Source organism: Acinetobacter sp. T63 (assembly GCF_053852345.1).
Genome location: NZ_CM132659.1, coordinates 2,349,769 through 2,371,482, shown reverse-complemented (window position 1 = coordinate 2,371,482; position 21,714 = coordinate 2,349,769). Strand labels below are relative to the sequence as shown.

Genomic DNA, 21,714 nt, shown 5'->3' with positions numbered 1-21,714 from the left:
GCTTCAAAACTGGGCAAAGATTTGTTATATAGTTAAAAAAGAGCATTGATAATTATGACATCAGGCATAAACTAAGTCTGCACAAAGCGAGCCACTGCTAACGACAATCTTATGATCGACTTTAAACCCTCCATCAATTTTTGGCATGATTTTAAAAGCAACCAAACAGCGGGGATGTGGTTATTTTTTGGTTCGCGCCGATCTTTACAGATTGTCCGTCCTTCCATTCTGCAACTGATTTTCTGGGGCATTTTAGGCGGTCTGGCCAACACTTTATTTAGCTGGCTCAGCGCCGGTGAAACCGGTGATTTTAACCCGCAAGGTCTGGTCAGTTATGCCTTGTGGCCGTTTATTGCCTTAATTGTCGGGATTTTCCTGTCCCAGCGCGTTAATAATCCACGCCTCATGCTGGTGCCGGCTTTACTGTGGCTGGTGTTAGATACTCACATCGCCTTATTGCAAAGCCTGATTCAATATCTGGGCATGATTGATGTGCTGCCTTATGTTTTCTATGACTATCTGCCGCTGATTTTCATGGTGCTGTTTGTCTGGCAGAGTCTGGCCGTGGTCTGGGTATTTTCCCGTGAACTGAAATGGCCGTGGTGGGAACGTGCGCTGATTGTTCTGGCCACGCTGTTTACCCTGGTGGTGTGGCAGATGTCGGTCAAGAGCCAGCCAATCTGGAAGGTGGAAGAGGTCCCGCCGACCTTTAGCGAAGAAGCCTTTTATGCACAAAGCAAGATACTGAATCAGGCGCTGGAGAAGATTCAGTATGGTGAATTTGCACAATCACACTGGTATTTTCTGGGCGTGGCCGGGGCCAGTTATCAGGATGTGTTTATGTCCGAAGTCGAGCGGATTCGGGAACAGTTCGATACCCGCTTTGGCACTTTTGGCCGCTCGATGATTCTGGTCAATAACCCGATGACACGCAATGTCACCCCGATTGCCTCACGCACCAGTATGGAACTGGCACTGCGCCGTATAGGCCAGCAGATGAATCCGGAAAGCGATGTGCTGTTTTTATACATGACTTCACATGGCTTGCCGAACCAGTTTGAAATGGAAAATGCGCCGCTGGAACTGCAACAGGTTGATCCAAAATGGCTGCGCGATGCGCTGGATAAATCCGGTATCCGCTGGCGCGTAATTGTGATCTCGGCCTGTTATTCGGGCAGTTTTGTTTCGGCCCTGCAAAATGACAATACTTTGGTAATTACCGCATCGGCCGCAGATCGCGCTTCATTCGGCTGTTCTAACGAAGCCGATTATACCTATTTTGGCCGGGCTTTCTTTGATCAGGCCATGCGTGAAAATAACAGCTTTGCCGAGGCTTTTGCACAGGCCAAGCTGACCGTGGCAAAATGGGAGCAGGCACAAGGTTTTGAACCATCTGAACCGCAATGGTCGATGGGCAAGAACATGCAGCTGATGTTGCCGCAACTGGAGCAGCGTTTATTCCCGCAAGCCATGGTGGCGCAGCCAAATGAAATGCCTTTAACTTTAGACAGCCCTTAAAACAGGATAAGACGATGGAATTAATACAGAACAATCGATGCTTTGATGGCGAACAGCGAATTTACCGTTTTAATTCCAGCAGCTTAAACGGGGAAAGCCGTTTTGGTATTTTTCTGCCGGCACAAGCCTTGGCCGGTCAGGACTGTCCGGCGCTTTTTTACCTGGCGGGTTTAACCTGTACCGAAGAAACTTTTGCAATTAAAGCGCATGCCCAGCGTCTGGCGGCACAGTTGGGCTTTATTCTGATTAGCCCGGACACTTCACCTCGCGGTGAGCAGGTGGCGCAGGGCGATCACTGGGATATCGGGCAGGGGGCAGGTTTTTATATTAATGCAACCCAGGCACCCTGGGCAGCGCATTACCAGATGGAACAGTTTGTTGCAGAAGAGCTGTATAAGCTGGTGTGTGAACAGTTTGCGGTGCAAACCGACAGTATTGGTATTTTCGGCCACAGTATGGGCGGCCATGGTGCGTTAACGCTAGCTTTTAAATATCCGGAAAAATTTAAATCAGTTTCTGCCTTTGCACCAATTTGTGCACCAAGCCAGTGCCCGTGGGGCGAGAAAGCTTTTAGTGCCTATTTAGGTGAGGATCGTCAAGGCTGGCAAGCGCATGATGCCACTGCACTGGTCCAGCAAAAAGGCAAGCAATTTGCCGATATTTTAATTGATCAGGGCCTACAGGATCAGTTCTATAGCCAGTTGAATCCGGCGCTGTTCCAGGCCGCCTGTGCCCAGGCCGGACAGCCGCTGAGCTTACGTGAACATGCCGGCTATGATCATGGTTATTACTTTATTCAAAGTTTTATCGATGATCATCTGCAATTTCATGCAGTCCAATTACAATCCTAATATAATCCATCGCTCAGAACACCGCTTTTGACCTGTTGCAGGGTGAAGGCGGTCTGTGATTTTTTGTTTTTTAATTTTTAACCGTGTCTTTATTTTAAAAAATAATTATAAGGCCTGATATGCAAAACCAAGATATACATCCGACTTTTACCGCAGAGGAACAGACCCAGCTGCCGCCAGCGCTTGTCGTTGATTCACCTGAACCGCAGCTGCTTGGACAGCGCCACCCTTTTCATTTTTATGGCACTGCCATGGAATATTTCGGCATCTGGATTGTCAATATTCTGTTGATTATTGTCACGCTGGGACTGTATGCGCCGTGGGCCAAAGTACGCCGCTTGCGCTATTTTTATGGCAATACCGAATTTATCCAGCGCCGTTTTGACTTTACCGGTGTGCCGAGCAAGATTTTAATCGGGCGGCTGATTGCAATTGGTCTGTATCTGGCCATTTCGCTGTTATCCAACTACTCGGTACGCGCCACCCTGATTGGGGTACTAATCCTGTATCTGGCGGTACCCTGGCTGATTCGGGCCACCATCCGCTTTAATGCACGTAACAGTAAATTTGGTAACAGCCGCTTTTTCTTTTCCGGCACTAGCAAGAAAGCCTATATCGAATTTCTAAAAGGGATTCTGGTGTATATCTTGACCCTGGGCGTATTTTTCCCGGTGCTGATCTGGCTGTATAAGCGTTATTGCCTCGATCATCTCTATGCAGGGCAATTGCAGTTTAAATTGCAGGCCGACTGGCCGGCCTATATGCGCGCCATGTATGTGCCGCTGTTTCTGTTTATCGGCTTGCTGGGGGCGGCAGCACTAGTACTGGCCTTGCTGGCCGATTTTTCCAGTCTGAGTGCGGTGCAGTATGTCTGGATTTTTATGGGCATCTATTTGCTGGCGGCTTTATTCATCTGGCCATTAATGCTGGCGCGGATTTTTATGACCAGCTGGAACAATACCACCCTCAGTCGTAGCCAGTTTCAGACCAGTTGCAACCAGTGGCGCTATGCCTGGATTGTGCTCAGCAACTGGATGGTGAAAATTTTAACCCTCGGCCTTATGACGCCGTGGGCGGCAATCCGTTTATATCGCTATCAGGTGGAGTCTTTAAGCCTGCATTTAAACAATGATCCGGACCTGCTGATGAACCAGTTACAGGGTGATCCAAGCGCGATTGCGGAAGAAATTAGCGATATCTTTGATATTGATGTGTCTTTATAAGGAAAGCCCTGATGCAACAGATGACGGTTGAAGCCGTGTTTTATGATGGTCAGAGTGCCAAGCCTTATACTGCTCAGGTGTTGGCAGCCGATGCAGACAGTATCTGGGTTCAGTATGGTGAAAACTTTGCCTTGCAGCGCCGTTATCGTTATCAGGACATGCTGCTGATAGGCGCATTGGGCCGTATCCAGCCGGTAATTGAACTCCAGGATGATGCACGTCTGGAGTTTCAGCAGCCTTTACCGGACTGGTTTCAGCTGCAGCAAAAGAATATTTATCAGTCGATCTGGAAGCTGGAGCGTACCCCCAGCCTGATTCTGTTTAGCACCATTTTTATTGTGGCGTTGGCCTTTGCCACGGTGAAGTGGGGCATTCCGTGGGCCTCGCATGTGGTGGCCAATCAGTTACCGGAAACCACCCTGAACAGTGTCGGCAATGAAGCAGAACACTATGTGCTGGAGATGACGGGTCCAAGCCGTTTAAGTGCGGCGCGCCAGCAGGCAATTTTACAGCAGTATCAGGCATTGGTGGCAGAAGACCGGCCGGCGAAACTGCTGTTTCGAGAAGGGAATCGGTTGGGTGCCAATGCGGTGGCGATTCCCAACAATACTATTATTCTGACCGATGAACTGGTTGAGCTGGCACAGGATGACCGGGAAATTCTGGGGGTGCTGGCACATGAGCAGGGTCATCTGGTCGAGCGGCATAGTCTGCAACAGGCGCTGGCCAGTTTAGGTTTTGGGGTAATTCTGATTGCGATTACCGGTGATGGCTCCGATTTAATGACCAGCCTGCCTCTGGCTTTGGTGGGTGCCAGTTATTCGCGTAATTTTGAAGCCGAAGCCGATCATTATGCCTTAACCACCATGCAGCACAAGCAGGTGCCAACCATCCATTATGCCAACCTGTTACAACGGCTGGCAGATGAAAGCGGCGAAAGCGAGCAGGGTAAGTCGGTCTGGGATTTTCTGCAAAGCCATCCGGCCACGCAGGAGCGTATTGAAGCAGTCAAGGCCTTTGAAGCCAAGCAATCTGCCGAAGTAAAATGAGCAGATCTAAGTAGGTTTAATCGGCCTGCTGCCAGTCAGCACTTAACTGTTCCTGTCCCATGCGTTGCAGATGATCCAGCACCACCTGTTCCAGCCGGTTCAGGTCGGTGTGTTCATCTAAAGCAATAATTTCGGTATAGAGCGCATCAGATTGTGGCTGTAACACAATGGTCGCGCTTGGCATCAAAATACGCAGTTCCTGTGCTGTTTCCTGTACTTCAAATTTGTGTTTCCAGTGGTTACCCAGGCGTTTGGCCAGACGGGCCGCTTGTGTGGTGGCAATATGACTATAACGTTTCATGAAAAATCCTGTTCAGTAAGCCTTAAGCCTAAGAGAAAAGAGCGCCCAGACAAAGCCGCGTGTTGCAACACAGCGTTGTAGATTTGCAATCTTGCCGCAGGTGGCCATCTGCCGCCCCAGAGCCGGGGACAATTTGTTATAATGGCGCAGTCACTCAAATACTTAGCCAGGGTCTCCCATGTCCAAGCCATATTTAATTGCGCCTTCTATTCTTTCTGCAGACTTTGCCCGTTTAGGGGAAGAGGTAGAAAAAGTGCTTGAAGCCGGTGCTGATGTTGTCCACTTTGATGTCATGGACAATCACTATGTACCCAACCTCACCTTTGGTGCAGGCGTATGTAAGGCCCTGAAAAATTATGGGATTCAGGCGCCAATTGATGTGCATTTAATGGTCTCTCCGGTGGATCGCATGATTGGCGACTTCTTGGAAGCCGGTGCCGATATTATTACCTTCCACCCGGAAGCTTCGGACCATATTGACCGTTCGCTGCAACTGATCAAGTCGGGCGGTGCCAAGGCGGGTCTGGTTTTTAACCCGGCAACGCCGCTGCATTATCTGGATTATGTGCTGGATAAAGTCGACCAGATTTTATTGATGAGTGTGAACCCGGGCTTTGGTGGCCAGAAATTTATTCCTATGACCCTGGAAAAATTACGTCAGGCGCGTCAGATCATTGATGCCTCAGGCCGTGATATTCGCCTTGAGGTTGATGGTGGTGTTGGCCCGGCCAATATCCGTGAAATTGCCGAAGCCGGTGCCGATATGTTTGTGGCTGGTTCAGCGATTTTTGGCAAACCGGATTATAAAGCTGTGATTGATGAGATGCGTGCCGAACTGGCCAAAGTCGGTGCCGTGAATACCTAATAAAACTGGATAAGTTATCGGCACCCTGTGGATAACTTTGTGATTAACTCTATGGATATCTATGTTGATAACAGTATGGATAACCGGATTAATTTATAAACAGTTGTGCATCAATCGTTTGCCAATTAGACGTAAAATGTATAAAAAGGACTCAAATGAGTCCTTTTTATTTGAGCAAAAGCCCTAAAATTCCTGCTTTTTTATTCAGCTCTGCTTAAGAGTTATACTGCACAATAAATAACTTTATTATTTTATTGATATGCAAAACAATCTTCCCGGCAGCAGCGATTTAAAATTTAAAGCATTGTGTATAACTGTGAATTTCTCTATGCTGGTTTGCACAGGCGTTTAGCTGTTTTAAGCAGCTTCAACGCTGGGGTTTGGTCTTATGGGGTGAGGAAATCCTGTTGTATACACAGCGCAGACAACCGGTGTGGTTCAGCTATCTGATGGCATTTGTCATGGGATGGAGCAGTCTTGTGCTGGCGGTTGTACAACCAGCGCATGCGGCCATGCAACTGTCCAACTCTGCCGCGATCACCAGTGCGAAATCATCCCTTTCATCACCTACACCTTGTCATGCTGAAAAGGCAGATTCTCCTGTAGAACAACATCACCCAAGCCATCATAGCACCAGTCCATCTGCACAGTTACCCGACTGCGAGCAGGTACATCATCCAGAGCAGCATTTAAACTGTCAGGATTGTCCACCCCTACATTGCCAGCCGGGTCTGAGCTATCTCAAGATTGCGCTCCCTGTGCTGGAACAGGCAAGCCCGACCTTTGAGTCTGAGCCGCACTTTCATCTCTATCATGCCCAGCATTTACCCGGCTACTGGCAGGAAATCCTGCGTCCACCGAAAACCTTATCCTGACTTTAAAAACTTTTCTTTTTTTATTGTTTTAAGGATAAATCATGTCAATTCAATTGCGTCAGGCCATCGTGCTTGGCTTATGTCTGTGCGCATCGTCCTGGGCGATGGCCGCAGTCCGGGAATATCATCTGTATATTGATGAGCAGCCGGTCAAGCTGACCGGAAAAACTGTCAAAAAAATAAGTGTGAATGGCCAATTCACGGCCCCCTTACTTGAATTTGAGGAAGGTGATGAAGCGGTGATTCATGTGCATAACCAGCTTCAAAATCGCGATTCTTCCATTCACTGGCATGGCTTGTTATTGCCGGGTGTAATGGATGGCGTGCCGGGCTTTAACGGCTTTCAGGGCATTGCGCCGAAGGGACATTTTACTTATCGCTTTCAGCTACGGCAGCAGGGCACCTACTGGTATCACGCCCATTCCAAAGGCCAGGAACAGGATGGGCTGTATGGCCCGTTAGTCATTTACCCCAAAGGCAAACAGCCTGTGGCTGCGCATGAGCAGGCCGAGCGGGATTATGTGGTGATGCTGTCCGATTTTCACGCATCTTCCAGCGACACGATTTTAAATAATCTGAAAAAGTCGGCCGAGTATTATCAGAACCAGCGTGAAACCCTGGCCGATGTGTTGCAGCAGGTGAAACAGCAGGGCCTGAAACAGACCTGGCAGCAACGTTCCATGTGGAACCAGATGCGTATGCTTAGAACCGATTTGTCGGATGTCACCGGTTATCAGTTTTTAATCAATGGCAAAACACCGGAACAGGCCTGGACCGGGCTGTTCCGACCGAATGAAAAAGTGCGTTTACGTTTTATTAATGCCTCGGCCATGTCGTTTTTTGATGTACGCATTCCGCAGCTCAAAATGACCGTCATCAGCGCTGATGGCCAGCCGGTCCAGCCGGTGCCTGTAGATGAGTTCCGGATTGGGACGGCTGAAACCTATGATGTACTGGTGGAACCAAAAGCCGGCCATTACCAGATTGAAGCAGAATCAATTGACCGTTCAGGCTTTGCCATTGGTAGTTTATTGCAACAGGGCATGCAACCACCGCCACTGCACATGCCAACCGCACGACCACGTGCGGTATTGACCATGGAAGATATGGGACATGCTGCTCATGGTGCAGAAAGTACTGCGCCACATGCGGTACATAGTGCGTCATCCACATCTTCGACCCTGCAGTATCCATCGATGACGCATGCTGCCATTAAAGAGACTGAATCTTTAACGGTAGCCGAAGATCATCCTGCAGTGCATTCATCGCATGCAACGCAGGCGCAGTCAAAATCTTCGGCCAGTTCGGTCCCTCAAGGTTGGGCCAATGCCTCGACGCCCGCCGGACATAAAGCACTTCGCTATGCGGACTTAAAAGCCTTAAAGCCGCAGCCGGATACGCGCGCGCCGGTGCAAGAGCTGGTGATTCGTTTGGGCGGCACGATGGAACGTTATATCTGGACCATCAATGGCAAGAAATTTAGCGAGGCTGAACCGTTGCAGGTGGCCTATGGCGAACGGATTCGGCTGAAATTTATCAATGACAGCATGATGGCGCATCCGATGCATTTGCATGGCATGTTTATGCAGCTGGAAAATGGCCAGGCCGCTGCCGACCTGCCAAATAAACATACCCTGATTGTACCGCCTGGAAAAACCGTGAGCGCGTTATTGACCGCCGATGAGCTGGGGGAATGGGCAATCCATTGTCATCTGCTGTATCACATGAGTTCGGGCATGATGAATAAGTTAGTGGTGGCACAGGTGATGCCAGAGCAGACGGCTTCATTACCCGCAGCTCCATCTGCGCTGCCAGCTGCTGTTCAGTCTTCGGGAGATGCACATGCACATCACTAATTTTGCCCGTTTCAATCTGCTGGGAGCCATGCTGTTTGCGACACCGATGTTATCGGCGCAGACACAGCACCCATCTTCCCATGTTACAGAACATGAAGTTGTACCGCAGACGTCAGTAAAATCTGTCGATAAACATGCACAACACAAGCAGATGATGCAGGCTGAACATCAGCAACATCAGCAACATCAGCAACATCAGCAACATCAGCAACATCAGCAACATCAGCAACATCAGCAACATCAGCAACATCAGCTCATGAGCATGCCTCATCTGGTGGAGAAGGCTGCAACGGCAACAACGCATGATCACCGACAGGAGCATGGCGGGCAGTGGTATCAGTCCAGTATGCTGGAATCGAAATGGATGCAGCATGCGGGTGGACGCGGAGTGTGGCAGTCCGAGCTGGAAAGCCGGGTCGGAACGGATGAACACAAGCTGTTTTTCAAACTGCATACCCAGCAGGCCGAGTCGCAACAAGCTGAATATGAGGCACAGGTTTTATATAGCCGGATGATTTCTGATTTTTGGGATATCCAGGCTGGTGTGGCCTATCAGGAGGATCAGACTTCGGCACAGCAATGGCGTGGTGTGGTTGGCCTGCATGGGCTGGCGCCGTATTTCTTTGAATCTGAGGCCTATTTGTCGCTTGCCGAAGATCAGCAGGTGCTGCTGAGTCTGGACACTGAGCGAGATCTTTTGCTGACCCAGAAACTGATTCTGGCACCTTATTTGCAGGCCAAGCTGGTACTTTCAGATGAATCGGTGCAAGCGCAGAAAACTGGTTTAAACCAGCTGCAGACCGGGCTACAGATGCGTTATGAAATCAGCAAAAAAGTCATGCCGTTTGTAGATGTGGCCTATGGCTATCATAAAGGGCTGGCCCAGACAGCTGAGCGGGATGCGACGGAGTCGGAACAGGGCTGGCAATATGGCGCCGGGTTACGGTTGAAGTTTTAATCCGATCCAGCGTTTATCCATACACCGGATGGGCTTTGGTTCATCCTTTTGTTTGCTGGAGAAACGACCTATGCTCCAGCAAGCAATTTATTCACTTAAGTGAAAAAGTTTGAATCGCCTTATCTGGGTTGTGATTTTTAGTCCCTCTTGAGCTGAAGGTCATTCCCCTCCAACGGTGTTTTACTGGCAGGCGGCGGATTTTTGCTATACTGATACCGTAATTCTGGAGGAACGACCTCCCTTAAAGGTGCTGTCTTTAAGAAAAATCGTCAGGACGGCCTGACTCTATCTGAATAATGGAGGAGGGCGTGATGGCCTGGATCGTATTAATTTTTGCCGGTATTTTTGAAATTGTCTGGGCTTATTTTATGAAGCTTTCAGACGGTTTTACCAAGCTTACCCCAAGCATTCTGACCATTTTCTTTATGGTGCTCAGTTTTGGCCTGCTGGCCTATGCCATGCGTAGTTTGCCGCTGGGCACGGCCTATACCATCTGGACCGGAATTGGTGCGGTCGGTTCTTTTCTGGTGGGTATTTTTGTACTGGGCGAGCCGGCATCGGCCATGCGTATGCTGGCGGCAGTGTTAATTATTTCTGGTCTTGTGCTGATGAAACTTTCATCGGCATAATCAAGCTAGACTAAAACTGAACAGGAGAAGGAGATGAAACTTGCATTTATGTATATGCCTTCTCCGGTCGGGCGTTTAAAACTAGTGGCCACAGACAGCGCGCTGGTCGCCGTGATCTGGGACAATGAAAATCCCAAACGGGTCCAGCAGGCCGAGCTGGTAGAGCAGCTGGATCATCCGATTTTGCTCGATGCGCAACAACAGCTGAATGAATATTTTCAGGGCCAGCGTCAGACTTTTGAACTGCCTTTAGATTTTGAAGGCACAGAATTTCAGAAAAAAGTTTGGCAGGCACTGCTGAATATTCCTTTTGGCGAAACCCGCAGTTATCGGCAAATTGCTGAGCAGGTCGGCAGTCCCAAAGCGGTACGGGCTGTCGGTGCGGCCAATGGCCAAAATCCAATTTCAATTATTGCACCCTGTCATCGGGTGATTGGCAGCGGCGGTAAACTGGTTGGCTTTGCCGGCGGATTAGACAATAAAGAGATTCTGTTAAAACTGGAACAACAACAAAAATAAATATAGATATTTTATGGTGTTGCATCGCTTAGTGCAGGCCAATAAACAGCTTAAATCAGTAAGCATCCGTTGATTAAAAAAATAGATCACTATCCAGATTGAACATCTTCAGGTAGATGGGATCTTTCTGTATCCACCTGATAATGAAGATTAAACCAGCATTATCATTCCTGAATGGAACGCCGTTTTATGTTAGATTTGGGCCAAGATCATCACTATTAAAATAAAACCGAAATGCATGATGTAAATATTTTGAGTATGTTGATTTCACAGCTGTGGTGGCTGTTGCTGATTCTGCTGGGCTTGAGCCTGCTGCGGGTGTTTCTGCCGGATTTAAAAGGCAAAATTGGGGAGTGGGCTGTTCTGCGACAGGCCAAGCAACATCTGGATGAGCGTTATATTTTACTTAATGATTTGACCTTGCCCGATCAGGATGGTGGCACCACACAAATTGATCATGTGCTATTAAGTCCTTTTGGCGTCTTTGTGATAGAAAGCAAAAACTATAAGGGCTGGATTTTTGGCAGTGCGCGGCAAAAAATGTGGACCCAGAAAATTTATAAAAAGAGTTATAAATTCCAGAATCCCTTGCATCAGAATTACAAACATACTCAGGTGTTGAGTCATTTGCTGGCTGATCTGCTGGAGCCGGAACATTTACATTCAATAGTGGTATTTATGCCGGGCTGCGAATTTAAAACAGAGATGCCAAAGCAGGTATTTCAAGGGACAGGCTGGGTAAATTACGTACAGGAGAAGTCATCTCCGCCATGCGCTTAAAACGTTTGCAATTACGACTGGAAAAAGAAGTACTGGACCCGTCCTGGCAAACCCGGCGAGCGCATGTGGCGCAGCTTAAATCCAGACATCATCAAGACTGAACCCAAGTATCGTGTTGAGCTGAGTCGTCTACGCTTACCAAACTCTCCTGAACTGTTGAATAAGCACTATATTTTTCTGGCTCTCAGCTTGCTAGATTGGTGGATATTAGCCAATTTTTGCCAGATGTTCAGGCCGGAACAGGAGCGTTCACGATGTCAGAGCCGTATCTACTGTATACCCCGCAGGTTGAACAGGAACAGCCGAATGAAAGCCGCTTGATTGAAGATATTATCGAGCATATGGCCCAAGCCCGACAACAGGTGTTTGACAAGCATCGCCATGCAGTCCGCGATGCGCATGCCAAATCACATGCATTTCTGAAAGGTATTTTGACCGTGCCGGTGTTGCCGCCGCATTTGGCGCAGGGAATTTTTGCCGAGCCAGGACATTATGATGTGATGGTGCGTTTATCGGCTGCACCGGGAGATTTACGCAGTGACCAGGTGCCAGTACCGCATGGCTTTGCCTTAAAAATCCTGAATGTGCCGGGCGCACGCTTACTGGCCGATGATCCGAGTGATGGTAAAAACCAGGATATTCTGATGGTGAATATTCCGGTGCTGGCCTTTGGCACGCTGCGTAAATACCAGCAGATGCTGCCCCTGGTGACACGCGCGGAACAGGCGCCCGATCCGATGTTAAAAGGCATGCGCAGTATGGCGCGCAGTTTAAATACACTGGTGGATAAAGCCGGTTTAGAAGTACCGGTAACTTTAAAAGGCTGGGCGCGCAGTCAGAACCATATTCTCGGTGAAACCTATCACACCATGGCTGCACTGCGTTATGGCGACTATATGGCAAAACTCAGTGTGGCGCCGGAATCGACCTCGGTACGTCAGCTGACCAATATCCCGATGCAGATTAGTCATGACTCCAGCATCCGGGATCTGGTCCGCGATTTCTTTAAGCACCATAGCGCCGATTATGTATTGCGTGCGCAATTGTGTACCAGCCTGGAGCGTATGTCCATTGAAGATGCCTCGGTATTATGGCCGGAAGAAGAATCTGCGCATCAGACCATTGGCACTTTGCATTTTCCCAAACAGGACAGCTATAGTCCGGAGCGGCGGGTTTATGCCGATGATGTGTTGTCGTTTAACCCGTGGCATGGCGTGCAGGCGCATCAACCTTTGGGTTCAATTATGCGGGTACGTAAACAGGCTTATGAACGTTCCGCCTCGTTCCGGCACCGGATGAATACCCAGCCGCGAGCCGAACCGCAGCAGCTGGATGATATGCCGGATTAAAGGGCTTCAGATTCAGGTCGAAAAAATACCTGCCATGGGGCAGGTATTTTTTATAGCAGGTATTTTTTATATTAAGGATTAAAAGCGTTTTGGAATCTTCTGACCATTCGGTACCGGACTTTCTGCCTGTTTTAGTACCCCAAACAGCCAGGTTTCAGCATAATTCACAGCGGCTTGCAGTTCATCACCTAGTGCTAAACGGCCGGCAATAAAGCTGGCCAGCGAGCAGCCCGAACCGTGGTATTCGCCTTCTAAACGCGGGCAACGGGTTTCTGAAATCAGTTCACCATCTATATATAAAGCATTGCGGATGTGATCCGGGGTATCTTCATGGCCGCCTTTAACCAAAACCGCCTTGGCACCCATCGCAAACAGTTTCTGGGTGGCCAGTTCCAGATCATCTTCACCGGTCAGGGCACGCAGTTCTACCGTATTCGGGGTCAGTAAGGTTGCCAGTGGAATCAGCTCGACAAAGGCCTTGACCAAAGTCGCCTGATCACCCAGAGAGCCACCGCTGTTGGCGACCAGAACCGGGTCCAGCACATAGTAATAGTCCGGATGTTCTCTCAAGAAATCTGCCAGCGCTGCAATATTGTCGGTGGTGCCGAGCATTCCCGATTTAACACAGCGAATTGGCAGATCGTTCACCACGGCATTGGCCTGGGCCAGTAGCAATGCTTTGGAAGTGGCTTCAAAGCCAAACACCTGCTGCGAGTTTTGCACCGTGAGGGCGGTACAGGCAATGGCCGCATGTGCGCCACTTTGACCAATCGCTTCAATATCAGCCTGTAAGCCCGCGCCCCCAGAGGGATCTAAACCAGAAAAGCAAAGTACCGTTGGACGCACATCCATATCCTTCAATCATGAATTTACGTTAGTATAGGCAACTTTGAATCAAGTCTCGAGTGTATTTCACGGTCGAAGGGGGAGAAAAATTCATGATTAAACATCTGCTGATTGATTTGGATGGCACCCTGACCGATCCAAAAGTGGGTATTACCACCTCGGCGCGTTATGGACTGGCAAAAATTGGTCATCCACTACCAGAATCTGAAAATATTGACTGGATTATTGGTCCGCCACTGAAAGCTTCACTGGCAAAAATTTTACAGGTTGAACCGAATGATGTGCTGGCGGAACAGGCACTGATGGGTTATCGCGAGCGTTTTGCCGTGACCGGTTTATATGAAAATAAGGTTTATCCGACTGTGGCAGAAACCTTGCAAACCTTGAAACTCCAGGGCTATCAGCTGTTTTTAGCCACGGCCAAGCCGACCATTTATGCACGGCAGATTCTGGAGCATTTTGAGCTGGAACAGTATTTTACCGGCATTTATGGCAGCGAGCTGAATGGTGATCGGACCCATAAAGATGAATTAATTGCCTATATTCTGGAGCAGGAACAGCTGCAGGCCAGCCAATGTCTTATGGTCGGCGACCGGGAATATGATGTGCTGGGGGCGCGACATAACGGGATTGAAGCGGTCGCGGTCGAATATGGTTATGGCACGCTGCAAGAGCTGGATCATGCTGCACCAAAAGCCCGTATTCAGCAGTTTTCCCAGTTGCCGAATGTGGTGGCTGACTTAAATAGTGCATTGGCATCCTGTCAGGCTTAATATAAAAAATTCATTCGGCTGATGCTGTATTCATCAGCCGGTGGCTGGATTTTCCATGCGCCTAATCACATCGACGGATCTATCGACTCTCTGAAACATCAGCCTTCAATATTTAAATACAGACTTTCTTTAACTTCTTCCATTACCACATAACTGTGTGAAGAGGCTGAGGCCGGCAATTTTTTCAGTAAATCGCCAAGTAAACGCCGGTAGGCGCTCATTTCTTTGAGCCGTGCTTTAACCAGATAATCAAACTCGCCGGAAATCAGATGACACTCGAGCACTTCCGGAATATCCACCAGATCTCGCGCCACCTGATCAAACACATCGCCCGATTTGGCCGACAGTTTAATCTCCAGAAATACCAGCAGTTTCTTGTCCACCAGTTCAGGATTCAGGCGGGCATAATAGCCCGTAATAATGCCATCGCGTTCCAGCCGTTTAACCCGTTCCGAGCAGGGCGTGGTGGATAAATTGACCTTGGCCGCCAGCTCACTAATCGCAATCCGGCCATTGTTTTGCAGGATGTCCAAAATCATGCGATCAATCCGGTCTAATTTACGCATCTAAAAATTCCTTTATTCCAAAAAATATCCTGAAAAAATGGGCGGATTATCTGAAAATACCCACTAAAAATAGCAAAATTCACTATTGATCCGAAAATATACTAGTTAAATAAACTGGAATGTATTTGAGGTCAAGTCTATGCGTGTAATTGTGTTGGGAAGCGGTGTCATTGGGGTGACCAGCGCATATTATCTGGCGCAGCAGGGTGCAAGTGTGACGGTGCTGGATCGTCAAACCGGGCCGGCGGAAGAAACCAGCTTCGGGAATGCCGGACAGGTTTCACCGGGCTATTCAACGCCGTGGGCAGCGCCGGGGATTCCATTTAAAGCCGTGAAGTGGATGTTCCAGCATCATGCACCTTTGGCCGTGAATTTGGATGGCAGTATGTGGCAGTTACAGTGGATGGCGCAAATGCTGAAAAACTGTAATGCGCAGCACTATGCTATTAATAAAGAGCGGATGGTGCGGGTAGCCGAATATAGCCGCGATTGCCTGAGACAGTTACGCCAAGACACCGGAATCAGCTATGAAAACCGCTCTAAAGGCACGCTGCAGCTGTTCCGTAAAGATGCCCAGCTCGATGCCGTACAGCGTGACATTGAAGTATTAAAAGAAAGCGGTGTGGAATATGAGCTGTTAGACCGTGATGGTCTGGCACGGGTTGAACCGGCTTTGGCTGCGGCCAAGGACAAACTGGTTGGTGGTTTGCACTTGCCTAATGATGAAACCGGCGACTGCTATCTGTTTACCAATGCGCTGGCCAAACTGGCACAGGAGATGGGTGTCGATTTCCAGTTTAACCAGAATGTAGAAAAACTGCTGGTTGAAGGCGACGAGATTAAAGGCGTGCTGGTCAATGGCAAAGTGCTGACCGCAGACCGTTATGTATTAGCCTTTGGCAGTTATTCACGTGAATTCCTGAAACCGCTGCATCTGGACCTGCCGGTCTATCCGGTGAAAGGTTACTCGCTGACTGTGCCAATTGTCGATCCAGCCATGGCGCCACAATCAACAGTTCTGGATGAAACTTACAAGATTGCGATTACCCGTTTTGACCAGCGGATTCGTGTCGGTGGTATGGCTGAATTAAGCGGCTTTAACCTCGGTCTGAATCAGGATCGTCGTGCCACGCTGGAAATGGTCACCAAAGATTTATTCCCGGGTGGTGATTTACCGCAGGCCAGCTTCTGGACCGGTTTACGTCCAATGACGCCAGACAGCACCCCGATTATTGGCGGCACCCGCTATAAAAACCTGTTCCTGAATACCGGCCACGGGACTTTAGGCTGGACCATGGCCTGTGGCTCGGGCAAGTTAATCAGTGATCTGGTGATGCAGCAGCAACCGGAAATTAGCACTGAAGGCTTGTCGTTACAGCGTTACGCCGCTTAAGGTATTGATTCAAGGAAGAACGATGTCTAGACCAATTCAGGCAGTGGTGCATCTCGATGCACTGCGCCATAACCTGCAGATTGCTCGGCAGTATGCCGGGGATAGCCAAGTTTATGCCGTGGTCAAGGCCAATGCCTATGGTCATGGCATCGAGCGGGTCTATCCGGCTTTTCAGTCCGCCGATGGTTTTGCTTTGCTAGATCTGGCCGAGGCATTGAGATTACGCCAGCTGGGCTGGCAGGGTGATATTCTGTTGCTGGAAGGCATTTTCTGTCTGGAAGATTTATCAGTCTGTCAGCAATATCACTTAAGTTTTAGCATTCACAGTGCCCATCAAATTGACTGGTTACAGCAGTTCCAGCGCCAGCATCCGGAAGCACGTTTTCATGTCTATCTGAAAATGAACAGTGGCATGAACCGTCTGGGTTTTGCACCCGCCGCTTACCGGGGCGCCTTTGCCCAGTTACAGGCACTGGAAATTGTAAGCTCTATTACCCACATGATGCATTTCTCCGATGCCGATGGCGAACGTTTTGGTGCGCCGGGCATCGACTATCAGCAGCAGTGTTTTGAACAGACCATTGCCGGCCTGCCTGGCCAGCGTTCACTCTGTAATAGCGCGGCATTGCTGCGTCATGCGCCGGCCCTGCACAGCGATGTGATGCGTAGCGGCATCATGTTGTATGGCAGTTCGCCCGATTTTCCACAGCATACGATTCAGGACTGGAACCTGAAACCGAGCATGAGCCTGCGCAGTGAAATTATTGCTGTCCAGCAGCTGAAGGCTGGAGAAAGTATTGGCTATGGCTCCAGCTTTGTTGCTGAACAAGCCATGCGGATTGGCGTAGTGGCCTGTGGCTATGCCGATGGCTATCAGCGAATTTCTCCAAGCGGTACACCGGTACTGGTCAATTCGCAGTGCAGCCAGACGCTGGGTCGGGTCAGTATGGATATGCTGGCGGTCGATCTCAGCCATCTTCCTGACGCCGATATTGGCGCTGAAGTGGTGCTGTGGGGCTATTCCAGCAGTGGTGCCATCTTGCCGGTCGATGAGGTCAGTCAGGCAGCCGGTACCGTTGGCTATGAGCTGATGTGCGCCATCACCGCCCGGGTGCCGTTTGTGGTGCAGGCATAAAATTTTATTCAACAGGATCACAACATGAGTTCTCAAGATATTCAACGTATTCACAGCACTGAAGTGATGAGTGCGGCAACGGTATTTAATCAGGTGGTCTATCTGTCGGGTCAGATTCCGAAAACCACTGCCGGGCAGGACATCACTGCGCAAACGCAAGAAGTGCTGCAGACCATTGATACGCTGCTGGCCGAAACCAATAGCGATAAAAGCCGGATTTTATCTGCGCAACTCTTTTTAAAGAATCTGTCCGATTTCCAGACCGTGAATGCGCTCTGGATTGAATGGTTGCAGGGCCATGCCACACCGGCACGCGCCACCATTCAGGCGGAACTGGTCAACCCGGACTGGCTGATTGAAATTGCAGTGACCGCTGCACAGAAATAAGCCGTCTGGTTTTTTTCTCTCCCAGCCACTGACGCTGCGTACAGCCCAAGATAGGATTTGTTGGGATGTACAGGACCATCATTGCAGGATGACGTATGCACAGCCTGCGCTGATGGCAGGGTCAGGGCACAATAAGGATATTGAACATGACTTCCTCTCGTCACGATGACGTTCATTCGTCACCACATGAATTACAACGCAAACTCTCCAACCGGCATCTGCAGTTAATTGCCATTGGCGGCGCTATTGGCACCGGACTGTTTATGGGCTCCGGCAAAACCATTGCCTTGGCTGGCCCGTCCATCCTGTTTATTTATATGATTATTGGCCTGATGTTTTTCTTCCTGATGCGCGCATTGGGTGAAATCCTGCTGTCCAATCTGCACTATAAATCCTTTATTGATATGGCGCATGAGCTGATCGGGCCGGGTGCGGGCTACTATATTGGCTGGTCCTACTGGCTGGGTTGGATTCTGGTCGGAATTGCCGATCTGGCAGCCATCATCAATTATCTCGGTTTCTGGCTGCCACCAGATACCACGTTTACTCCCATATTGGCCTGATGTTTTTCTTCCTGATGCGCGCATTGGGTGAAATCCTGCTGTCCAATCTGCACTATAAATCCTTTATTGATATGGCGCATGAGCTGATCGGGCCGGGTGCGGGCTACTATATTGGCTGGTCCTACTGGCTGGGTTGGATTCTGGTCGGAATTGCCGATCTGGCAGCCATCATCAATTATCTCGGTTTCTGGCTGCCACCAGATACCACGTTTACTCCCATGGGGCAGGCGCTGATCAGTGTTGGTTGTGTGCTGTTTGTACTGGGACTGAATTTACTGACGGTCAAGCTGTTTGGTGAAATCGAGTTCTGGTTTGCCCTGATCAAGATTCTGGCCATCTTAGGCCTGATTGGTATTGGTGGCTATATGGTCTTTAACCAGTTTGCCGCGCCAGATGGCACCACTGCCAGTTTTCAGCATGTCTGGTCACATGGTGGTATGTTTCCACAAGGCGGTAACGGTTTTCTGGCCGGTTTCCAGATTGCGCTGTTTGCCTTTGTCGGGGTGGAGCTGCTGGGCACCATGGCGGCTGAAACCAAAGATCCGGAAAAGAATTTACCCAAAGCAGTCAATGCAATTCCGACCCGGATTATCCTGTTTTATGTGCTGTCTTTATTTGTGGTGATGTCGGTGACGCCGTGGAACCAGATTCCGGCAGACCGTAGTCCGTTTGTGTCGTTGTTTTTACATGCCGGTATTCCCACCTCTGCGATTATTATGAATCTGGTGGTGTTATCTTCGGTGATGTCTTCCATGAACAGCGGTGTGTTTTCGACCAGCCGCATGCTGTTTGGCCTAGCGCGTGGCCGGCAGGCGCCACAGGCGTTGGCGACCTTGTCAAAACGGGCAGTACCGGCCAAAGGTCTGCTGTTCTCCTGTCTGTTTATTATGGCCGGTGCAGCCTTGCAGTATTTTGTGCCGAATACCGTTGAAGCCTTTACCTTGGCCAGCTCGCTGTGCGTGATTCTGTTTATTAGCATCTGGGGCATTATTATGGTGTGTTACCTGCGCTATCGTAAACTGCAGCCGCAGTTACACGCTGCTTCACGCTTTAAAATGCCGGGCGGGGTGCTGATGAGCTATGTGGTGTTGGCCTTCCTGCTGTTTGCACTGGTGATTCTCAGTCTGGAGCCGGATACGCTGAAAGCACTGCTGGTTAGTCCGTTGTGGCTGGTGATTTTAACCGTGACTTACTATGGTCTATATAAACCGCGGCTGCGTAAATACCAGCAATATGCCCAGACCGAGCAATATGCCAAGTCAGAAACCCTTCGCTAGCCCACAAAAAAGCCTCGTATCAAACGAGGCTTTTTTTATCTGTTCTTCGATGGAGCTAGAACACAGGTTTCACCACCACCAGAATCACAATTGCAAATAACAGCACTGTCGGCATTTCATTGAAAAAGCGCCAGAACTTGTGTGACTTGTAATGGGCATTGCCAATCAGTTTCAGACGGTAATAACCGCAAACCAGATGGTAAATCACCAATAATCCGACCAGTGCCACTTTCAGGTAAAACCACAAGGCATCGTGGTAGTTCCGGGTGGCATCACCCCAATCTACCAGAAAGTGGGCGGTAATTAGGGTGGCAATCATGGAAGGCCACATAATTCCGCGGTACAACTTGCGTTCCATGACTTCAAAACGCTGATGACTGACCGCATCTTCACTCATGGCATGGTAAACATATAACCGTGGCAGATAGAACAGTGCAGCGAACCAGCACACCACGGCAATAATATGTAATGCTTTTACCCATAAAAAAGCATCAGAAGGTGCATCCATCGAAAATCCTATTTAGGGATTATGCATCCCATTTCTTGAAAATCAGACAAGCGTTTACGCCGCCAAAACCAAAACTGTTACTCATCACAGTATTCAATTTTGCGTCACGTTTTTCAAGTACGATATCAAAGCCTTTCGCGCCTTCATCCAGCTCGGTCACGTTGATGTTTGGCGCAATAAAGTCGTTTTGCATCATCAGGACAGAGTAGATCGCTTCCTGTACACCGGCAGCACCCAGGCTGTGACCGGTCATAGATTTGGTCGAGCTCAGGGCTGGTACCTGGCCTTCACCAAAGGCACGTTCCATGGCTTTCAGTTCAGTCACGTCACCTGCAGGGGTAGATGTACCGTGTGTGTTCACATAGTCAATCGATTCAACACCATGCTGTTTGGCTTCATCCAGCGCCATCAGGATACAGCGTGTTGCACCTTCACCGCTTGGCGCAACCATGTCAGCACCATCTGAGTTGGCTGCATACGCGACCACTTCTGCCAGAATGTTGGCACCACGTGCTTGTGCATGTTCCAGCGATTCCAGTACCAGGAAGCCACCGCCGCCGGCAATCACGAAACCATCACGGTCTGCTGAATATGGACGAGAAGCAGTTTCTGGGGTGTCATTGTATTTGGCACACAGCGCACCCATCGCATCAAACAGCAGGCTTTGTGACCAGTGATCTTCTTCACCACCGCCAGCCAGCATAAGATCCTGTTTACCCAGTTGAATCAGGTTGTAGGCATAACCAATCGCATCGGCAGAAGTTGCACATGCGCTGGTAATCGAGTGCGCAACGCCTTGCAGTTTAAAGGCAACGCCCAGGTTGGCCGTAATGGTGTTTGACATGTTACGTGGTACAAAGAATGGGCCAATTTTACGCGCGCCTTTTTCTTCCAGTAATTCCACCATTTCAACCACAGATGCAGTCGAGTTGCCGCCTGAACCACCGGCAATACCGTAACGCGGGTTACCAGCTAAATCTTCAACTTTCAGGCCGGCATGTTCAATGGCTGCTGCCGCTGCGTTATAGGCATACATTGCACACACGCCCATGAAGCGTTTTAAACGACGGTCGATATTGTCAAAATTCTGTTCTGCAGCTGCACTGACATGGCTCTTAAAATTCAGTTCAGCATAAGTCTGGTTAAAACGTGTGCCTGAAATACCATTTTGCAAAGAGTGGGTTACATCTTCTAATGTATTACCAATGCACGAATTAATGCCCATGCCAGTGATTACAACACGTTTCATCTACAGTTCCCTTATGGTGATATTATCGGGTCCAACCCTGGAGACTGTCGGCGCAAATGCCGGTGTCCAGTGCATTTCCCAAGTTTTTCAATTGGATTCATAATAACAGAAAGAATTTTGAATTCTTATGGCAAATCCTATGCCTCTTTGGGAATGACCAGATTTGGGGAGCAGACTACGTGAACATAACCAAAAGAAACACAATAAGGTTGAGATAAACGCAGACTATACCTAGTATTTAGCA

21 protein-coding genes and 2 pseudogenes are annotated in these 21,714 nt (G+C 49.2%); 18 read left to right on the top strand and 5 right to left on the bottom strand.

The window, feature by feature from the left end:
• The first annotated feature begins 111 nt into the window (after positions 1-111).
• The 4 genes from ACVLR6_RS11395 to ACVLR6_RS11380 all read left to right on the top strand — a co-directional run bounded on the left by ACVLR6_RS11395 (position 112) and on the right by ACVLR6_RS11380 (position 4,641).
• Complete coding sequence (locus ACVLR6_RS11395; protein WP_035363274.1) at positions 112-1,518, top strand: C13 family peptidase; 1,407 nt, start codon at positions 112-114, stop codon at positions 1,516-1,518.
• A gap of 14 nt (positions 1,519-1,532) precedes the next feature.
• A complete protein-coding gene (gene fghA / locus ACVLR6_RS11390) occupies positions 1,533-2,369 on the top strand; it encodes an S-formylglutathione hydrolase (protein ID WP_005179891.1) in 837 nt (278 codons plus the stop codon).
• A gap of 119 nt (positions 2,370-2,488) precedes the next feature.
• Entirely contained in the window at positions 2,489-3,592 is a 1,104-nt protein-coding gene (locus ACVLR6_RS11385) for a YjgN family protein (protein WP_168396036.1), read from the top strand.
• Positions 3,593-3,603: 11 nt separating this feature from the next.
• Complete coding sequence (locus ACVLR6_RS11380) at positions 3,604-4,641, top strand: M48 family metallopeptidase (protein WP_104503993.1); 1,038 nt, start codon at positions 3,604-3,606, stop codon at positions 4,639-4,641.
• 16 nt (positions 4,642-4,657) lie between these two features.
• Here ACVLR6_RS11380 and ACVLR6_RS11375 read toward each other — a convergent pair whose 3' ends face one another.
• Positions 4,658-4,942, bottom strand: a complete 285-nt coding sequence (locus ACVLR6_RS11375; RefSeq protein ID WP_104472524.1) for a DUF2218 domain-containing protein — start codon at positions 4,940-4,942, stop codon at positions 4,658-4,660.
• A gap of 178 nt (positions 4,943-5,120) precedes the next feature.
• On the opposite strand from ACVLR6_RS11375, the gene rpe reads away from it, so the two are divergent.
• The 8 genes and pseudogenes from rpe to ACVLR6_RS11335 all read left to right on the top strand — a co-directional run bounded on the left by rpe (position 5,121) and on the right by ACVLR6_RS11335 (position 12,773).
• On the top strand, positions 5,121-5,807 hold the full coding sequence (rpe, locus tag ACVLR6_RS11370; protein ID WP_075175405.1) for a ribulose-phosphate 3-epimerase: 687 nt from the start codon (positions 5,121-5,123) through the stop codon (positions 5,805-5,807).
• Positions 5,808-6,214: 407 nt separating this feature from the next.
• The gene (locus tag ACVLR6_RS11365; RefSeq protein WP_180056333.1) at positions 6,215-6,682 is read left to right on the top strand and encodes a hypothetical protein; all 468 of its coding nucleotides are present in this window, start codon (positions 6,215-6,217) and stop codon (positions 6,680-6,682) included.
• 41 nt (positions 6,683-6,723) lie between these two features.
• Positions 6,724-8,538 (top strand): copper resistance system multicopper oxidase, encoded by a 1,815-nt coding sequence (locus ACVLR6_RS11360; protein WP_455995247.1) that lies wholly within the window; start codon positions 6,724-6,726, stop codon positions 8,536-8,538.
• 256 nt (positions 8,539-8,794) lie between these two features.
• Positions 8,795-9,496, top strand: coding sequence for a copper resistance protein B (locus ACVLR6_RS11355; RefSeq protein WP_455996182.1), 702 nt, complete (start codon positions 8,795-8,797; stop codon positions 9,494-9,496).
• A gap of 311 nt (positions 9,497-9,807) precedes the next feature.
• The gene (gene sugE / locus ACVLR6_RS11350) at positions 9,808-10,125 is read left to right on the top strand and encodes a quaternary ammonium compound efflux SMR transporter SugE (RefSeq protein ID WP_005179881.1); all 318 of its coding nucleotides are present in this window, start codon (positions 9,808-9,810) and stop codon (positions 10,123-10,125) included.
• A gap of 33 nt (positions 10,126-10,158) precedes the next feature.
• A complete protein-coding gene (locus ACVLR6_RS11345; RefSeq protein ID WP_455995245.1) occupies positions 10,159-10,644 on the top strand; it encodes a methylated-DNA--[protein]-cysteine S-methyltransferase in 486 nt (161 codons plus the stop codon).
• Positions 10,645-10,878: 234 nt separating this feature from the next.
• Positions 10,879-11,525 (top strand): annotated as a pseudogene (locus ACVLR6_RS11340) (nuclease-related domain-containing protein).
• A 153-nt stretch (positions 11,526-11,678) separates the two neighbouring features.
• A complete protein-coding gene (locus tag ACVLR6_RS11335; RefSeq protein WP_455995244.1) occupies positions 11,679-12,773 on the top strand; it encodes a catalase family protein in 1,095 nt (364 codons plus the stop codon).
• A gap of 78 nt (positions 12,774-12,851) precedes the next feature.
• On the opposite strand, the gene ACVLR6_RS11330 is transcribed toward ACVLR6_RS11335, so the two are convergent.
• Positions 12,852-13,619, bottom strand: coding sequence for a hydroxymethylpyrimidine/phosphomethylpyrimidine kinase (locus tag ACVLR6_RS11330; protein ID WP_016659477.1), 768 nt, complete (start codon positions 13,617-13,619; stop codon positions 12,852-12,854).
• A 92-nt stretch (positions 13,620-13,711) separates the two neighbouring features.
• Between ACVLR6_RS11330 and ACVLR6_RS11325 the strand changes: the two genes are divergently transcribed.
• Positions 13,712-14,392 (top strand): HAD-IA family hydrolase, encoded by a 681-nt coding sequence (locus ACVLR6_RS11325; RefSeq protein ID WP_104511542.1) that lies wholly within the window; start codon positions 13,712-13,714, stop codon positions 14,390-14,392.
• A 98-nt stretch (positions 14,393-14,490) separates the two neighbouring features.
• On the opposite strand, the gene ACVLR6_RS11320 is transcribed toward ACVLR6_RS11325, so the two are convergent.
• Positions 14,491-14,958, bottom strand: a complete 468-nt coding sequence (locus ACVLR6_RS11320) for an Lrp/AsnC ligand binding domain-containing protein (RefSeq protein ID WP_455995242.1) — start codon at positions 14,956-14,958, stop codon at positions 14,491-14,493.
• 139 nt (positions 14,959-15,097) lie between these two features.
• On the opposite strand from ACVLR6_RS11320, the gene ACVLR6_RS11315 reads away from it, so the two are divergent.
• The 5 genes and pseudogenes from ACVLR6_RS11315 to ACVLR6_RS11295 all read left to right on the top strand — a co-directional run.
• Positions 15,098-16,351 carry a D-amino acid dehydrogenase gene (locus tag ACVLR6_RS11315; protein ID WP_075167990.1) on the top strand — a complete coding sequence of 418 codons (1,254 nt, stop codon included), beginning with the start codon at positions 15,098-15,100 and terminating at the stop codon, positions 16,349-16,351.
• A 22-nt stretch (positions 16,352-16,373) separates the two neighbouring features.
• Positions 16,374-17,486 (top strand): alanine racemase, encoded by a 1,113-nt coding sequence (gene alr / locus ACVLR6_RS11310; RefSeq protein WP_455995240.1) that lies wholly within the window; start codon positions 16,374-16,376, stop codon positions 17,484-17,486.
• 24 nt (positions 17,487-17,510) lie between these two features.
• Positions 17,511-17,873, top strand: a complete 363-nt coding sequence (locus ACVLR6_RS11305; protein WP_005179861.1) for a RidA family protein — start codon at positions 17,511-17,513, stop codon at positions 17,871-17,873.
• Between the two features lie 146 nt (positions 17,874-18,019).
• On the top strand, positions 18,020-18,436 hold the full coding sequence (locus ACVLR6_RS11300; RefSeq protein WP_455995238.1) for a hypothetical protein: 417 nt from the start codon (positions 18,020-18,022) through the stop codon (positions 18,434-18,436).
• Positions 18,415-19,713: pseudogene (locus tag ACVLR6_RS11295) on the top strand (amino acid permease); the annotation flags it as partial. The gene ACVLR6_RS11300 and the pseudogene ACVLR6_RS11295, both read left to right, overlap by 22 nt.
• Before the next feature lie 55 nt (positions 19,714-19,768).
• Here ACVLR6_RS11295 and ACVLR6_RS11290 read toward each other — a convergent pair.
• Positions 19,769-20,221 carry a CopD family protein gene (locus ACVLR6_RS11290; RefSeq protein ID WP_005179856.1) on the bottom strand — a complete coding sequence of 151 codons (453 nt, stop codon included), beginning with the start codon at positions 20,219-20,221 and terminating at the stop codon, positions 19,769-19,771.
• A gap of 19 nt (positions 20,222-20,240) precedes the next feature.
• A complete protein-coding gene (locus ACVLR6_RS11285; RefSeq protein WP_005179853.1) occupies positions 20,241-21,470 on the bottom strand; it encodes a beta-ketoacyl synthase N-terminal-like domain-containing protein in 1,230 nt (409 codons plus the stop codon).
• Between the last annotated feature and the right edge of the window lie 244 nt (positions 21,471-21,714).

Coding starts and splice junctions, on each gene's coding strand:
- ACVLR6_RS11395 (WP_035363274.1), top strand. CDS start 112: ATGATCGACTTTAAACCCTCCATCAATTTTTGGCATGATTTTAAAAGC.
- fghA (WP_005179891.1), top strand. CDS start 1,533: ATGGAATTAATACAGAACAATCGATGCTTTGATGGCGAACAGCGAATT.
- ACVLR6_RS11385 (WP_168396036.1), top strand. CDS start 2,489: ATGCAAAACCAAGATATACATCCGACTTTTACCGCAGAGGAACAGACC.
- ACVLR6_RS11380 (WP_104503993.1), top strand. CDS start 3,604: ATGCAACAGATGACGGTTGAAGCCGTGTTTTATGATGGTCAGAGTGCC.
- ACVLR6_RS11375 (WP_104472524.1), bottom strand. CDS start 4,942: ATGAAACGTTATAGTCATATTGCCACCACACAAGCGGCCCGTCTGGCC.
- rpe (WP_075175405.1), top strand. CDS start 5,121: ATGTCCAAGCCATATTTAATTGCGCCTTCTATTCTTTCTGCAGACTTT.
- ACVLR6_RS11360 (WP_455995247.1), top strand. CDS start 6,724: ATGTCAATTCAATTGCGTCAGGCCATCGTGCTTGGCTTATGTCTGTGC.
- ACVLR6_RS11355 (WP_455996182.1), top strand. CDS start 8,795: ATGAGCATGCCTCATCTGGTGGAGAAGGCTGCAACGGCAACAACGCAT.
- sugE (WP_005179881.1), top strand. CDS start 9,808: ATGGCCTGGATCGTATTAATTTTTGCCGGTATTTTTGAAATTGTCTGG.
- ACVLR6_RS11345 (WP_455995245.1), top strand. CDS start 10,159: ATGAAACTTGCATTTATGTATATGCCTTCTCCGGTCGGGCGTTTAAAA.
- ACVLR6_RS11335 (WP_455995244.1), top strand. CDS start 11,679: ATGTCAGAGCCGTATCTACTGTATACCCCGCAGGTTGAACAGGAACAG.
- ACVLR6_RS11325 (WP_104511542.1), top strand. CDS start 13,712: ATGATTAAACATCTGCTGATTGATTTGGATGGCACCCTGACCGATCCA.
- ACVLR6_RS11320 (WP_455995242.1), bottom strand. CDS start 14,958: ATGCGTAAATTAGACCGGATTGATCGCATGATTTTGGACATCCTGCAA.
- ACVLR6_RS11315 (WP_075167990.1), top strand. CDS start 15,098: ATGCGTGTAATTGTGTTGGGAAGCGGTGTCATTGGGGTGACCAGCGCA.
- alr (WP_455995240.1), top strand. CDS start 16,374: ATGTCTAGACCAATTCAGGCAGTGGTGCATCTCGATGCACTGCGCCAT.
- ACVLR6_RS11305 (WP_005179861.1), top strand. CDS start 17,511: ATGAGTTCTCAAGATATTCAACGTATTCACAGCACTGAAGTGATGAGT.
- ACVLR6_RS11300 (WP_455995238.1), top strand. CDS start 18,020: ATGACTTCCTCTCGTCACGATGACGTTCATTCGTCACCACATGAATTA.
- ACVLR6_RS11290 (WP_005179856.1), bottom strand. CDS start 20,221: ATGGATGCACCTTCTGATGCTTTTTTATGGGTAAAAGCATTACATATT.
- ACVLR6_RS11285 (WP_005179853.1), bottom strand. CDS start 21,470: ATGAAACGTGTTGTAATCACTGGCATGGGCATTAATTCGTGCATTGGT.